This is a genomic window from Candidatus Villigracilis saccharophilus (genome assembly GCF_016711665.1).
In genome coordinates this window covers 34,416-48,771 of the sequence record NZ_JADJSO010000025.1, presented here as the reverse complement: position 1 = coordinate 48,771, position 14,356 = coordinate 34,416, and the positions used below count along the sequence as shown (strand labels likewise).

Annotated in this window: 15 protein-coding genes; 10 read left to right on the top strand and 5 right to left on the bottom strand. The window is 50.8% G+C overall.

Annotated elements, in window-relative coordinates; all coding sequences use genetic code 11:
• The 7 genes from IPL17_RS10275 to IPL17_RS10245 all read left to right on the top strand — a co-directional run.
• Nucleotides 1-215: zinc metallopeptidase (locus IPL17_RS10275; RefSeq protein ID WP_345306998.1), on the top strand; the 215-nt coding region annotated here is incomplete at its 5' end.
• Between the two features lie 80 nt (nt 216-295).
• On the top strand, nt 296-1,315 hold the full coding sequence (locus tag IPL17_RS10270; RefSeq protein ID WP_345306997.1) for a lysylphosphatidylglycerol synthase transmembrane domain-containing protein: 1,020 nt from the start codon (nt 296-298) through the stop codon (nt 1,313-1,315).
• Between the two features lie 11 nt (nt 1,316-1,326).
• A complete protein-coding gene (locus IPL17_RS10265; RefSeq protein WP_345306996.1) occupies nt 1,327-3,873 on the top strand; it encodes a DEAD/DEAH box helicase in 2,547 nt (848 codons plus the stop codon).
• 3 nt (nt 3,874-3,876) lie between these two features.
• On the top strand, nt 3,877-4,446 hold the full coding sequence (locus IPL17_RS10260) for a hypothetical protein (RefSeq protein ID WP_345306995.1): 570 nt from the start codon (nt 3,877-3,879) through the stop codon (nt 4,444-4,446).
• 32 nt (nt 4,447-4,478) lie between these two features.
• Nucleotides 4,479-4,913: a chromate resistance protein ChrB domain-containing protein gene (locus IPL17_RS10255; RefSeq protein ID WP_345306994.1), complete on the top strand. Its 435-nt coding sequence runs from the start codon at nt 4,479-4,481 to the stop codon at nt 4,911-4,913.
• Nucleotides 4,914-5,301: 388 nt separating this feature from the next.
• On the top strand, nt 5,302-6,159 hold the full coding sequence (locus IPL17_RS10250; RefSeq protein WP_345306993.1) for an RsiV family protein: 858 nt from the start codon (nt 5,302-5,304) through the stop codon (nt 6,157-6,159).
• Nucleotides 6,160-6,176: 17 nt separating this feature from the next.
• Nucleotides 6,177-7,433: an MFS transporter gene (locus tag IPL17_RS10245; RefSeq protein ID WP_345306992.1), complete on the top strand. Its 1,257-nt coding sequence runs from the start codon at nt 6,177-6,179 to the stop codon at nt 7,431-7,433.
• On the opposite strand, the gene IPL17_RS10240 is transcribed toward IPL17_RS10245, so the two are convergent.
• Nucleotides 7,410-8,183: a hypothetical protein gene (locus IPL17_RS10240; RefSeq protein ID WP_345306991.1), complete on the bottom strand. Its 774-nt coding sequence runs from the start codon at nt 8,181-8,183 to the stop codon at nt 7,410-7,412. The genes IPL17_RS10245 and IPL17_RS10240 overlap by 24 nt on opposite strands.
• A gap of 98 nt (nt 8,184-8,281) precedes the next feature.
• On the opposite strand from IPL17_RS10240, the gene IPL17_RS10235 reads away from it, so the two are divergent.
• Entirely contained in the window at nt 8,282-9,595 is a 1,314-nt protein-coding gene (locus IPL17_RS10235; RefSeq protein ID WP_345306990.1) for an alpha/beta hydrolase, read from the top strand.
• A gap of 8 nt (nt 9,596-9,603) precedes the next feature.
• Here IPL17_RS10235 and IPL17_RS10230 read toward each other — a convergent pair whose 3' ends face one another.
• Genes IPL17_RS10230 through IPL17_RS10220 form a run of 3 tightly spaced genes read right to left on the bottom strand, consistent with a single transcriptional unit; the run spans nt 9,604 to nt 12,031 of the window.
• Nucleotides 9,604-10,215 (bottom strand): CPBP family glutamic-type intramembrane protease, encoded by a 612-nt coding sequence (locus IPL17_RS10230; RefSeq protein WP_345306989.1) that lies wholly within the window; start codon nt 10,213-10,215, stop codon nt 9,604-9,606.
• A 17-nt stretch (nt 10,216-10,232) separates the two neighbouring features.
• Complete coding sequence (gene mvk / locus IPL17_RS10225; protein WP_345306988.1) at nt 10,233-11,162, bottom strand: mevalonate kinase; 930 nt, start codon at nt 11,160-11,162, stop codon at nt 10,233-10,235.
• Entirely contained in the window at nt 11,159-12,031 is an 873-nt protein-coding gene (locus tag IPL17_RS10220) for a decaprenyl-phosphate phosphoribosyltransferase (RefSeq protein ID WP_345306987.1), read from the bottom strand. Before IPL17_RS10220 ends, mvk begins: the two co-directional genes overlap by 4 nt.
• A 29-nt stretch (nt 12,032-12,060) precedes the next feature.
• Between IPL17_RS10220 and IPL17_RS10215 the strand changes: the two genes are divergently transcribed.
• Both IPL17_RS10215 and IPL17_RS10210 read left to right on the top strand, forming a co-directional pair.
• Entirely contained in the window at nt 12,061-12,858 is a 798-nt protein-coding gene (locus IPL17_RS10215; protein ID WP_345306986.1) for a TlyA family RNA methyltransferase, read from the top strand.
• 3 nt (nt 12,859-12,861) lie between these two features.
• On the top strand, nt 12,862-13,281 hold the full coding sequence (locus tag IPL17_RS10210) for a zf-TFIIB domain-containing protein (RefSeq protein WP_345306985.1): 420 nt from the start codon (nt 12,862-12,864) through the stop codon (nt 13,279-13,281).
• A 17-nt stretch (nt 13,282-13,298) separates the two neighbouring features.
• On the opposite strand, the gene IPL17_RS10205 is transcribed toward IPL17_RS10210, so the two are convergent.
• Complete coding sequence (locus IPL17_RS10205; protein ID WP_345306984.1) at nt 13,299-14,327, bottom strand: cation diffusion facilitator family transporter; 1,029 nt, start codon at nt 14,325-14,327, stop codon at nt 13,299-13,301.
• Nucleotides 14,328-14,356: the final 29 nt, after the last annotated feature.

The following is a 14,356-nucleotide window of genomic DNA, read 5'->3' as shown; positions in this document are numbered from 1 at the left end:
TCTTTGCACTGGCGACCCTGCCCGTGGAATTTAACGCCTCTGCCCGCGCGAAGCAGCTGCTCGTGCAAAGCGGCATCATCCAAACTGAACAGGAACAGCGCGGCGTCAACGCCGTTCTTAACGCAGCCGCATTGACCTATGTGGCCGGGTTGATCACAGCCATCCTGCAATTGCTGTATTATGTTTCACTGGTTGGCGGCGGCAGACGCAGATAATTTAAAAACAGAATACAGAACTCAATTCGCAAAAAAGAGCAGGGCAAACCTGCTCTTTTTTTATGTGTATAATCATTGGAATGAAGAAATTATTCCTGGTGGTTATATTATTCCTTGGAATTGCAGTAGTGGCGATCAGTTTCAGTGAACTGGAAACGATCATGCAAACTTTGCAAAAAGCGCACTTAACTTTTTTTATTCTAGCCATCCTTGTTCAACTGATCTGGTTCGTCACCACGGCGCGCATGTATCAATCCATTTTTCATTTGCTTGGAGTACACGAATCTGTGCAGACTTTGGCAAGGATATCCACCGCGGCAAACTTCATCAACGTGGTGGCACCAACTGCCGGCGTAGGCGGAATCGCCCTCTTTGCGTCCGAAGCGCGGCGGCGTGGGCATCCGCCCGGCAAAGTAACAGTCGCTGCCGCATTATTCCTGCTGCTGGATCAAGCCGCGTTTCTGGTTGTCCTGTCACTTGGGCTGATGGTGCTGGTTCGCCGCAATGATTTACAGGCAGGCGAAATATCAGCTTCCTTGTTCCTGCTTGGAACCGCCGTCACATACGCCTTTGTACTGTATCTTGGATATCGCTCTGAGGAAAAACTAGGCAACCTGCTGGGGAAGATCGCGCGAGACATCAACCGCGTTGTAAAATTATTCCGCAAGGAAGATTACCTGAGCGAAGTTCGCGCGCATGAGTTCGCACATGAGGTTTCGGAAGGGCTGGCCGGACTAACCGAAAAACCATCAAGTTTGGTCAGGCCGATCCTGTGGGGGATTTTGGATAAAGGGCTATTGATGCTCGTGCTGGTATTCTCTTTTCTTTCTTTTGAAGTTCCCTTTTCCGCCGGCACCATCATCGCAGGATTTTCGATCGCATATCTTTTTCTGATCGTTTCTCCCACACCTTCAGGCATCGGCATCGTGGAAGGGCTAATGCCCATCGCGCTGACATCCCTGAACGTCAATTGGAGCCAGGCGGTCGTGATCACCCTCACCTACCGCACGGTTACATTTTGGGTCCCGTTCGGGATCGGAGCATGGGCATTCCGCACCCTGCACACATTGGGCGAAGAGCCATCAGCCAGCAGCGCATAATCGGCAAAAAATTGAATCACCTTCAACAATTATTTGAGCATTGGAAACAGGACGAAAATACCGCGCCGAATTTTTCTGCGTGGAAAACGACTCCGCCGCGCGCGGCACAGACGCATCCCTTCCCGGCCGATCTGCCTGCCGCGCTTCGAGAGACATTGTCCACCCGCGGCATTGACCGACTCTACTCGCACCAACTTTCGGCGTGGACAAATGCCCGCGCCGGGAAAAATATCATCCTCGCCACCAGCACCGCCAGCGGAAAGACTCTCGCCTACAACCTGCCCGTCCTCGCAGCAATGATCCAAAATCCCGAAGCGCGCGCGATTTACTTATTCCCGACCAAGGCCCTTGCGCAGGATCAATACTCCAATCTTCAATCCATCCAATCGAAAATCGTAAATCTGAAATCATCAATCTATGACGGCGATACCCCCCAATCACAACGCTCCGCCATCCGCAAGAACGCCCGCATCGTACTCTCAAACCCAGACATGCTTCACACGGGAATTTTGCCGCATCATTCCAACTGGAGCGATTTTCTCAGCAACTTAAAGTTTATCGTCATTGACGAAGCCCACACCTATCGTGGAGTCTTTGGCTCGCATGTCGCCAATGTCATCCGCAGACTCAAACGTGCGGCGAATTTTTATGGAGCAAAGCCGCAGTTCATTCTCGCATCTGCAACGATCGGCAATCCAAAGGAACTTGCTGAAAACTTAATTGAAGAAGATGTTGAACTCATTGACAACGACGGCTCGTCGCGCGGCGAACGTCATTTCATTATTTACAACCCACCCGTTACAGATCATTCGCTGGGATTAAGAAAAAGCAGTTTATTGGAAAGTGTACGCCTCGCAACAGATCTGTTAAATCACAATATTCAATCTGTTGTCTTTGCGCGGACAAGAAGAAGCGTGGAAATTCTACTTACCTATTTACAATCATCAATCGTCAATCATCAACACTTGCACCGCACGCAAGTGCAGGTGTCGTCAATCAGAGGCTATCGTTCCGGCTACCTTCCCCATCAGCGCCGCGAGATCGAGCAGGGATTACGCGACGGCTCTGTAAAAACTGTAGTTGCCACCAATGCCCTTGAGCTGGGAATTGACATCGGTGGATTGGGCGCGGCAATTCTCGTCGGGTATCCGGGCACCATCGCAAGCGCGAGACAGCAATCGGGTCGGGCGGGACGCGGAGATGCTCCAGCCGTATCAGTGTTGGTCGCGTCGCCGAATCCGCTGGACCAGTTCCTCGCGCATCATCCAGAATATTTTTTCGGCAGTTCGCCGGAGCAGGCATTGGTCAACCCGAATCATTTGCTCATTTTGCTCGAGCATTTACGCTGTGCCATGTTCGAGTTACCCTTTCAAAAGGGAGATGGCTTCGGAAGCATCTCCGATGAGTTGCTCGATGAATATCTCGAATTTCTGGTTGCGAATCAAGATGCACATTTCTCGAATGAAAAATATTATTGGATGAAGGATCAATATCCCGCCGCGAATATTTCACTGCGTTCCGCATCGCCGCAAAGCATTGTTCTACAGAGCACGACCGAAGACGGCAGACCGTGGACAGTGGGAACAGTCGATGGCGAATCTGCCGCGTGGATGGTTCACCCCGGCGCGATCTACATGCACGAAGGTCAGCAATATTTTGTGCAGGAATTCAACCTCGAGCACCAACTCGCCCAGCTCGTTCCTGTCGGCCTAGATTATTACACCGAAGCGCAAAGAAGCTCTGAGATCGAAGTTATATCTAAACAGGCTCTAGCCGTCGTCCACGGCGGCGAAAAAGCGTACGGCGAAATTCAAGTGACAACTCAAGTTGTCGGCTTCAAAAAGATCCGCTGGTTTACGTATGAAAATTTAGGAGAAGAAACATTGGATATGCCTTCGTCTGAATTACAGACGACCGGCTACTGGCTTTCTCTTTCCGAAGAAGCAGTCTCGCATCTACGCGACGCCGGGAGCTGGTCCAACGACCCAAACAATTACGGCCCCGACTGGCTGAAGATCCGTGAGCGTGTGCGCGCACGCGACCAATATCAATGTCAGGTCTGCGGCGCCATCGAAAGCGGACGGCAGCATGATGTGCATCATAAGATCCCATTCCGCGCCTTTGTGCGTGAAGGCGCATTGGACCGTGACCAGGCTAATCGTTTGGAGAATCTCACAACGCTCTGCCCGACCTGCCACAAAAAAGTGGAACAAAACGTCCGCATCCGCAGCGGACTGGCCGGGCTGGGATTCGTGCTCGGCAACCTCGCGCCGCTCTTTCTGATGTGTGACCCGCGTGATCTTGGAATTCACACAGACCCGCTGTGGAAACCCGCAAATAATATGCCGTCCGTTGTCTTATATGACCATGTCCCAGCAGGAATCGGATTCAGTCAAAAGCTATTTGAAATTCATAATGAACTAATCCGCCGCGCATACGAACTGGTCAGTGAATGCGAATGTGAGGACGGCTGTCCCTCCTGTGTTGGCCCCGGCGGAGAGAATGGCATCGGCGGAAAAGTTGAGACGTTGGAGATATTGAAAGTTCTGACAGAATAAAAAATGAAGACCAAGTTTGTTATCCTGTTTACCATGTTATTAATTTCTGCTTGTTCATCATCGCTGCAAGTACCTGAGGTTACTACAACACTCTCTCCCACAAGAACCATAACGCCATCCCCAGAACCGACAAGCGCCGCTGCAATTGCGCCAACGCCAACAGGCATTCAATTGCCTTACAATGAAGTGCAAGAGAGTTCGGCGTATTGCCAATCACCATACGCGATTTTAGCAATCGCCAACGCGGAAGGTTTATCAAAAGAAAAAATTGCGCGGGTACTGGTTGGTATATGGCTGGAGCGATACAAAACCCCCAAGGCACATCCCTACTGCCGGATTGAAGATTATCGAGTTGATGATATTTATTCGAATCCAAAGGTAAACGCTACTTCACTTCAACCCAAGGGAGATTTTATGAGGGTGGTAAAGTTCTCTATAAAGTTGATCCAGGTGCCTACTGACTGGCTGGCCTTTCCTGGTGAAATTGATACAGAAAATTGGCTGACTGTTATTTGGAACATTTCGATTTCAAAATTAGATGATAATTATGAAATGGTTTTTGCATACCCCTAAAATTCTTCAAATAACTCAAAAGGAGAAATCCCATGAAATGGATCACCCGTTCTCATGTTCACGTTGACCGAGTCGCATGTCCGTGGCTCATTACCCGCTTCATAGACAGCGAAGCGGAATTTTTGTTCGTACCCGCCAGTCAAATTGAGAAAGTCGCCACAGAAAGCGGCGCGATTCCCTACGACACGCCCGGCGCGGAATTGGGTCACGTAGATGGTCGCTGTTCATTTGAATCGATCATTGTCAAATATGGATTAAAGGAGCCGGGGCTTTTGCGTCTGGCAAAAATTATCCACGCGGCGGATGTGGAGGAGGATATTGACACCGATCCCATCGGGCGCGGACTCGAAGCCATCGCCAGCGGATACAGCCTGCGCTTCCCGGAAGACCTCGAAAATATTGAAAATCAATTTGAAGTCTATGACGCCCTATACGCGTGGTGTCGTTTGGATGTAGCGAAAAAGTGACATACTCCCCACAGCTAAAGCTGGGGGCTTCTACCGTCAACACGGTTGCGAAGGCGAACCCTCGTCTTACTATCGCTCTGGTAGTACGCTGATGTCCCAGCGTATTTGAGATGTTAAGGACTTTTCATGTCCAGTTTTCTCTTGTGGTTGTTGAATGTTTCCGGGATGGACTACCCATCCAACCAACATTCAGTTGTTAAAGAGCCCGAACATTTGTCTACCATCCCATGACAGGCTTGTGTAGTGTTTCGTCCAGCCGTATTAAAGAAATTGTATCTTGCAAAAAAAAACAAATTCAAAATCAAAACCACGCCGTATAAAAATTCAACGTCATTGCGAGGCGTCGTTATGCAGCGGCGAAGCAATCCCCTAGTTAGCAGGAGTTATTATGAAAACAAATAATCTATTCTTGTTGGTTGTTCTTGTGATGAGCGCACTTGCGTGCAGCGTATTGGGAGGCGCGCCAGGAACTCAGCCTATTGACCTGCCCATCTCTGCCACTGCGCCTGGGGTCATAATCGAACCAACCTTCACACCGATCCCAACCCTCACACTGGCCGCGCCGACGCTCCCACCGCCCACCCCGATGCTAAGTCAGACGGTTTCCATACAACCCTCGCCATTCAGTGAAACAGGAAATGCGCCAGTGTACACGATCACAGCACAGATCCCTACACTGCAAGGCTCAAGCGACACGCGCGTGACGAACTTCAATACGCTCATCAAGCAAATCATCCAGGATGAAATAGCTCAATTCAAAACCGATGTGCTGGCTTTTGCATCCAACCCGCCCATCGCGGCAGGCAGCAGCTTTGACTTGCAGTATGCAGTCATCGGTCAGCGCGCGGATATTTGGAGTATCAAACTCGAAATCTACGTTTATTCAGACGGCGCAGCGCATCCAAACGGATACAGCCGCACCTTGAATTATGATCTTTCGAATGGCAGGGAGATCACCCTCGACGAACTTTTCCTTTCAGGCTCGAACTACCTTCAAATGCTCTCGGATCTCTGCAAAACTCAATTGTCCACGCGCGATATTGGTTTTGAGATGTTCTCCGCCGGCGCGGATCCGCTTGCTGAAAATTATCAGCGCTGGAATATTTCCGATCAAGGCTTGACGATCACCTTTGACGCGTATCAGGTCGCGGCGTACGCGGCGGGTCCGCAGCTTGTAACGATCCCATTCTCTGAACTGCAAAGTATGATCAACCCGCAAGGCGCGCTGGCGGTATTTTCCCAATAAAAATTATAGGACACTTCATGACCCATCAACGCGACATTGTTCTGCTTTTCGCAACCCGCATCATCCGTTTGTTCTGTTACGGATTTCTCTCGGTGGTGCTCGCTCTTTATCTCGCTGAAACAGGCTTCGACGAAAAGATGATCGGTCTGCTCTTTACGCTGACGCTGGCCGGCGACGCGGGCATCACCTTATGGCTCACCACGCATGCGGACCAGTTCGGGCGCAGGAAAACTCTGTTGGTCGGCGCCCTGCTCATGGTCGGGGCGGGTGCCGTGTTTGTCATCACAAATAATATTATTCTGTTGATGGCGGCTGCCATCATCGGCGTCATCAGCCCAAGCGGAAATGAGATCGGGCCGTTCCTATCCGTGGAACAAGCGGGACTGTCTCAACTCATCCCCGACAAACAACGCACGAAATTCTTCGCATGGTACAACATGGTCGGCTCGTTCGCAACTGCAACAGGCGCGCTCGCGGGCGGATGGCTGGCAAAGATTTTGAATGGCAACGGCATGTCTCAACTGGAGTCATACCGCGTTGTGTTGATGGGATACGGGCTCGGCGGAATTTTACTTTTGATCTTGTTCATGGGCGTTTCATCCGCAATCGAAGTGACCGAAATAAAAACAGATGTCAAAAAGACTCTTGGCTTGCATCGCTCGCGCAAAGTTGTTTTCAAATTGAGCGCTCTCTTTGCACTGGATGCATTCGCCGGCGGATTGGTTGTGCAAAGCATGATCGCGTACTGGTTCCATGTGAAATTCGGTGTGGACTCTGGAACACTTGGCAGTATCTTCTTTGGCGCAAATGTGCTCGCAGGAATTTCGGCATTGCTAGCTGTGCCCCTCGCTACAAGGATCGGATTGATCAACACGATGGTCTTCACGCACATCCCATCGAATATTTTATTGATGCTCGTTCCGTTGATGCCAAATCTGCCTCTCGCCATAGGGATTTTGCTCCTGCGATTCAGCATCTCGCAAATGGATGTCCCCACACGTCAATCGTACACCATGGCTGTTGTTGCCCCCGACGAACGATCCGCCGCTTCGGGTGTGACCGCCATCGCGCGTTCTGTTGGTGCAGCCATCTCCCCCATGTTGACAGGCTTTTCTTTAGCATTCCATTCCTGTTCAATGCCCCGCTATTCCTCGCCGGCGGACTTAAGATCATTTATGACCTTTTATTATTCAGGGAATTTCGCTCTGTCAAACCACCGGAAGAAAAGTAGGGGCGAGGTGACCTCGCCCCTACTTTCTGTGCAACAGATTTAAGATCATCAAAGATGAGCCTTGAATCACCAACGCAGTCAACACCGCTGCTCCGAAAGAAACGGCCAAACTTGTCTTTTCGATCAATAGACTCAACACAATAAAAAATCCCGTGAACGCGAACATCCCATACAGCAGTCCGCGCAGAACATGCGCTGCTGCGGCTGGACCTTGATGCCGGTGAGCAAAGACCGCCAGAATAGTGACATATAAGGGAATGGTGGTCAGCAGGCCCGTCAAGCGTGAACCGATCAACGGCGCAATGCCGGTCAACAACAAAATAAAACTCGTTCCGATCAAGATACGGATTGGAATATCCCATTTCCCCGGTTTTGCTTCACCTTCTTTCGCCACCGTGTCATTGGGCATAAACAGCAAACCAAGCACGATCGCTGTAGCTACCATGAAAAAGACAGGCAGGAGTGGAAAAGTGAAGTTTTGCAAGATCGTAGTGCTCGTGGCAAAAACAAGCAAGCTGCCCGTGATGGCGATCTGCCAGCGGAATTTCACCGCCAGCCAGGAATAAGTTAAAGCATAAGCTACGAGCGAAAGCCCGCCGCTCAAGACTCCCAATGCCGCATTCGCCGCAAAAGCGGAGCTGTGACTAAGCGCCACAAAAAAGATGACCGGTCCGGATGTGAGCGGCATACCGACGATCCAGCCGCTGACAGCCGGTCCCCAGCGACGGCCCGCAAGACTGGCGGAGCCGATAATGATCGGGGCAAGAATTAATTTCAAAACAAAGATGTTCATGTATTTTCCAGAGTTTAGGGAGTTGGCCTGCTGATTATACGACGATGATTTCCGAAGTCTCATAATTGAACTGCCCACATGGGGATATAATGCCGACCATGAAAAAACTTTCCCGTTTCCTCAGTTTTGTCTCGGCATTCTTTGGCCTGCTGACCCTCATCCGCTCACCCAAAGGCCGTGCGGGCGGGGTCATGTGGCTGCCAAAATTATGGGCGGGCGCATGGGCGCCGTTCCTCGCCATCGCGGGAGGACTCGGCGCATTGATCGGGCTCATACGCGGTGACCGCGAAGCGGCCGTCAGCGGGCTGTTCGGCGCATTTGCCGGCATCAGGCACACAGTCCGAGTAACGAAGCGGCATGATGCCTTCGAGGTTGCGTTCGGAAAGGATTGGGAGCAGCGGATCGACCCCGATCTGTGGAAGCGTTTATCGCGTCCCTATCAACTGATCCAGCCGTCCAAACCATTCGGACTCTATCAAAGGGATATCAACATTGGCAGCGCGGCGCCTCTTTACTGCGACCTGTGGCTGCCACCGTCCGAAGTCAAGCGCACCCGCCTTGGCATTATCTACCTGCACGGCGGCCTATGGCAGGCCGCAGACAAGGATTTTCTCTCACGCCCGTTGTTTTCGCGATTGGTGAATCAAGGCCACGTGGTCATGGATCTGGCCTACTCACTCGCTCCTGAAGCGGACATGAAAAAAATGCTGGATGATGTCAAGCGTTCCATCATCTGGATCAAAGAAAATGCCGCACGTCTTGATATTGACCCCGAACGAATTGTATTGATGGGCGGCGCGGGCGGCGGGCAGCTTGCATTGCTTGCGGCATACACGTCGAATATTCCGTCCTTCCAACCAAAGCGGGTGGATGCTGACACATCTGTCCGCGGAGTGGTCTCGATCGCAGGCATCACAGACATGGCCGCATATTTTCATGAATACGGCGAAGCGAATCCAGGTCAGCCAGAATCGAGCTCAACGATCACAGAAGACCTGCTGCCGTATGTCCACGACAAGACCTGGCTGGATAAATTTTTGACCCGCTCGCGCGCTTTCCCCGCTTACCGCTATTCAAACATGCCCGGCGGCGCATTGCTGCTGGTAAATTTGATCGGCGGGACATTGAACGAAGCTCCAAAAAAGTATCATCTGTATTCCCCGCTCACATACGTAGACTCGTGCTGCCCGCCAACTCTGCAGATCTTCGGCGACAATGATTTTGTGATCGACGCGTCACAGGGCAGGAAGTTACATCATGCCCTGCAAACAGTGAACGTCCCTTCGGTGTATATTGAACTTCCAGATACGGTCCATGCCTTCGACCAGTACATCGGCGTATCGCGCCGCATCGCGCCCGCCGCGCAAGCCGCTACAAACGATATTGAACAATTTCTGGCTATGATGGTTTGATGAACGAGTCACGTGGTCAGCCAATAGACAGTCAATAAGATCGAGAAATCGGCAGCCATATGACCCAGCACCGGCGCCAGCAGACCTTTATCCTCCCGCGCGATCTGACGCCACAGCCAGCCCGCGGATGTGAGAACTGCAAACGCGAACAGAATGGAGAATGGATGGACCCTGCCCCACAAGATCAGCGTGTGGTAGCCGGCAAAAATCACATCCATGAAATACAACTGTTTGGAATCACTGCCAAGGATGCCGCGCCAGAAATATTCTTCGACGAATGGATTTACAAGCACAAAATAAGTCATGAACATCGGCCATGAGGATGGGTTCAAGCCGAGATTTTTTAACTGAAATGGCAGGTCACTGGCAATACCAAATAGATCCCAAAGAAAATACAAGCCAATTCCGCTGGTACTGCAAATCAGCACACTGACCAATATCCATTTTGGAAATTTGCTTTTGAAAAGAATGTTGACTGGAAGATTGGGGCGCAAAAACAAAAGTGTCAACAGAATCGCAATATGGAATCCGACCAGAGTCATCCATGCGCTTTTGAACAAAAACAATCCCGCCCACACGGCGAGATAAGGCGGAATGGGAGCGAGCCATTTTTTGTTCATAAGACTGCAACACAGTTTTAACTGATCTCAGTGATGATCGTCCGTTTTGCGCCAGCGGAGATTAATGCATTCGCAACAGCCTCCGCCTTATCCTGCTCCACCAAAGCGATCATATTGCCGCCCCGTCCGCCGCCGCTGAGTTTGGCGCCAAGCGCGCCAGCCTTGCGGGCGGCATCCACTAATTTATCCAATTCGGGAGAGGAAACTGTCATCCGTTGTAATAACGCATGATTTTGGTCCATGAGTTCGCCAAGTAATTCAGGCTTTCCGTGTTCAATGGAACGACGCGCGATCAATGCGATCTGAGCGATCTCATCGAAATAATTCTCAAAAACTGCCGTGTCTCTCAACCATGAGCGGCGCACATCCCCAACGGATTCTTTTGTCAGCGCTGAGACGCCTGTATCACCAATCACAACGGTAAAAGGCTTGCCCACTTTAAACGTTTCCACTGGCTGACCTTTTATGAAATAGACGGGCTTGTTATACGTAATAACGGTATTGTCGATCCCTGATGGCGTGCCGTGATGAAGTTTCTCGATTTCAAATACTAAAGAATTGACCTCATCATCCGTGAAGGAACGTGACAGATAAGATAAAAGCGCGCGGGTCAACGCCACGGAAACTGCCGCGCCGGAGCCGAGTCCCGATGCGACAGGAATGCTGGATGAAATATTTATTTCGAGATCAGGCGGCCGGGAAATCTCAAAGCGTTGAAACAGTCTGAGAATAACCGAACAAATCGGATATTCAACGGGGAGCGAATCCAGCTCGGCGTACAGGTCAATGCCGGGGGCGTTGATGAATATCCCTGCGCGAGGTGAACCCAAAACTTCAACATCCGCATGAACCTGCGTGACGGGAACGGCGAGCGCAGGGCGGTTATACACCACCGCATGTTCACCAAAGAGGATGATCTTGCCGGGCGCAGACGCGAATGTGTTCACAGGAGATAAAAGATTGCGATTACAGTGGCTCCCCAAAGGAACATCGCGATCTGGAATGGTCGGTCTGATAATAATATTTCTTCCGGCGCGCCGCCCGCATGCTTCACTTCGATCAAATAGAGATAACGAAAGATGGTGTAAACCACGAATGGAATGGTCAACATCATGCTGTGATTCTGCGGCAGATTGGGAGCGGAAAATGTGTAAAGTGAATAGGCAACGATGGTCGTGCCTGAAACGATCATGATGTATTGGTCAAGAAGCGGAAGTGTATAGCCGTCCAATACTTTGCGGTGCGAGCCCGCACCCTGCGCGAGCAGCGCAAGTTCGGCGCGGCGTTTGCCAAAGCCAAGAAAAAGCGAAAGCAGGGTCATGACCACATACAGCCAGGGCGAAAATCGTTCCACTTGAATGAGGGTCACGCCCGCGCCAACGCGCAAAACAAAGCCCGCTGAAATGACAAGCACGTCAATGATGGGAATATGCTTCAGCCACTTTGAATAAGCCATGTTGATTAGGAAATAGAGCCCGATCACATAGGCAAAAGACGGCGCAAGCAAATAACCAGTTCCGAGCGTGAATACAGCCAGAAAAAAACCCGCGGCCCACGCGGCAGGGACCGGCAGTTTTCCAGACGGGATGGGACGTTTCTTTTTTTCGGGATGCTGGCGGTCTGCTTCAATATCGGCAAGATCATTGAAAATATAAACGCTAGATGAGATGAGGCAAAACAACGCGAAACCTGCAAGCGTTCGCAGGAACGAATCAACAATGAATAATTGCTTGTCAAATACGATCGCGGCAAAAATAAAAATGTTCTTGGTCGCCCATTGACGCGGACGCATGGTTTTCAGCAAGGCACTTATCATGCATCTATTTTACCTGATACAATATTTTCATGCCCAAAACCCGGTTGGATGTTTTATTGATGGAACGCGGATTGGCTGAATCGCGTGCGAAAGCACAAGCCCTGATCATGGCTGGACAGGTGCGGGTGAACGATCAGGTCGCGCTCAAGCCTGCCACTGCAATTGATCCAAAATCCACGCTGACAGTTGACCACGGTCCGCGCTTTGTCTCACGCGGCGGCGAAAAACTGGATGCGGCGCTGGAAGCCTTTGGGATCGAAGTAAAAGATTTGGTGTGTGCCGATGTCGGCGCATCAACGGGCGGATTCACGGACTGTATGTTACAGCGCGGCGCGGCGAAAGTTTACGCGATCGATGTAGGCAAGGGGATTCTGCACTGGAAGCTGCGAAACTATGCGCGGGTGGTTGTCATGGAAGAAACCAATGCGCGCCATGTTGAAAGCCTGCCTGAGAAAGTTTCCTTTGTAACAGTGGATGCTTCCTTTATCTCATTAAAAATATTATTACCTGTCACAAAGAACTGGTTGGCTGAAAATGCCCAACTGCTTTGTTTGATCAAGCCGCAATTTGAAGCGGGAAAAAAAGATGTGTCCCGCGGCGATGGCGTGATCCGCGATCCCGAGATCCATAGGCAGGTCTTATTGGACGTGCTTGGATATGCAAAACAGGAAGGCTTCAGTTTACTGGGGCTGATCAAGTCACCATTATTAGGTCCCAAAGGAAATACAGAATTTTTAGTCTGGCTTGACGTTCATTCAACAGGAAAGTCTGTAGAGGAATTGGTGAATCAAGTCCTCCCTGAGGTTGAGGACCTGGCAGGAGAATAGCAAATGAACTGTCCAAAATGCGCCACGGATCTGGTAAAGAAATACTATAAAGGTATGATCGAGGTGGACTCCTGCCCCAGCTGCCGGGGCATGTGGCTTGATACGCCTGAATTGGATCGTCTTGAAGATGTCGCCTTTGACGATGACGCGCACAAGGGGTCATTGGTGCATTTTCAATCCAAAACAAATTATCCCTGCCCGCACTGCGGAGACAGTCTGGATGAGTTCCAATATCGATTATATGACCTCAAGCTGGATTATTGCTCCATCAACGATCACGGCTTCTGGCTGGACGCTGAAGAAGATGAACGCGTATTGACTCTCATGCGCCACCGCGCGGGGGAGATTCAACGCAAACTGGATGTCGAATCTGCCTGGAAACAAACGCTAAAAGAAATGCACTCATTCCTAAGAAAAAAATAGTCACGCTTGAAGCGTGACTATTCATAATATTCAGGCTGGTAAGGCGAGGAATGTTTTTGCGATTCTCCCAAAATATCGTCAATGCTCATATCCTTGTGGCGTTTGTCAGCCGGGTGATAATGGACATGCACCCGTTTTATATTCGGGACCGAACTGAGCAGTTTCTCTTCCACATTACTGGCAATGATATTTCCCCTGCGAACGCTGATTCCACCGTCAATGCCGATCGTCAAATTGACCACGATATGAGGTCCAAAACGATGCGCCTGCAATTCCTCCAATTGCTTTACCCCGGGCACGGTCTTCAGCAGGGCCGCGATCCGTTCCGCCAGGTCGCGGTTGGGGACAACTCCCATTAGATCCGTGGATGATTCCCTCAGCACAAAGATGCCTGTTCGCATGATCAGGAACGCAACGAATGCCCCCGCCAGCGGATCCACCCACGGCAGTCCGCGCTGACCGAGGAAGATGCCAATCGACGCGGCAGACGCAGAAAACAGGTCATTGCGATGATCGTACGCGAGCGCGTTCACGACCGGGTTATTTGTGTCCCGCCCAAGTTTACGAATATACCAGGTTAGAAAGACCTTTATGACGACAGTCCCAAGAGCCACCCACAGCGCGAATGGATGCGCGCCCTGGGAACTGACCAATCCATCTGCCAGATCCCAAACCTTGTCCACCGAGTCCCAAAAGACCGCGACCGCTGTCGCAACAATGAATGAACCGATCACCACGGAGGCGATGCTCTCCATCTGACGGTGTCCGTATGGATGCTCATGATCAGCGGGCTTGTTGGCAAGCCGCACGAAGATACTGGCGGCAATATAATATGCCACATCAGAAGTTGAGTTGATGCCTTCCGCCAATAATGCCGGGCTATGCCCCAAAATGCCGAAGATCGTCTTGATAAAGGCAAGAAAAACATTAATGCCTAGTCCAAGATTGATAGCTAGCAAACTTTTACGGTCACGCTCATTGATCATGGGTTGATTGTAATTGGTCTTTATCGCGAGCCATACCTGACAAATATCATCTTTTGACAAAGAAAGTTCCCGTCCATGGACGGGAACTT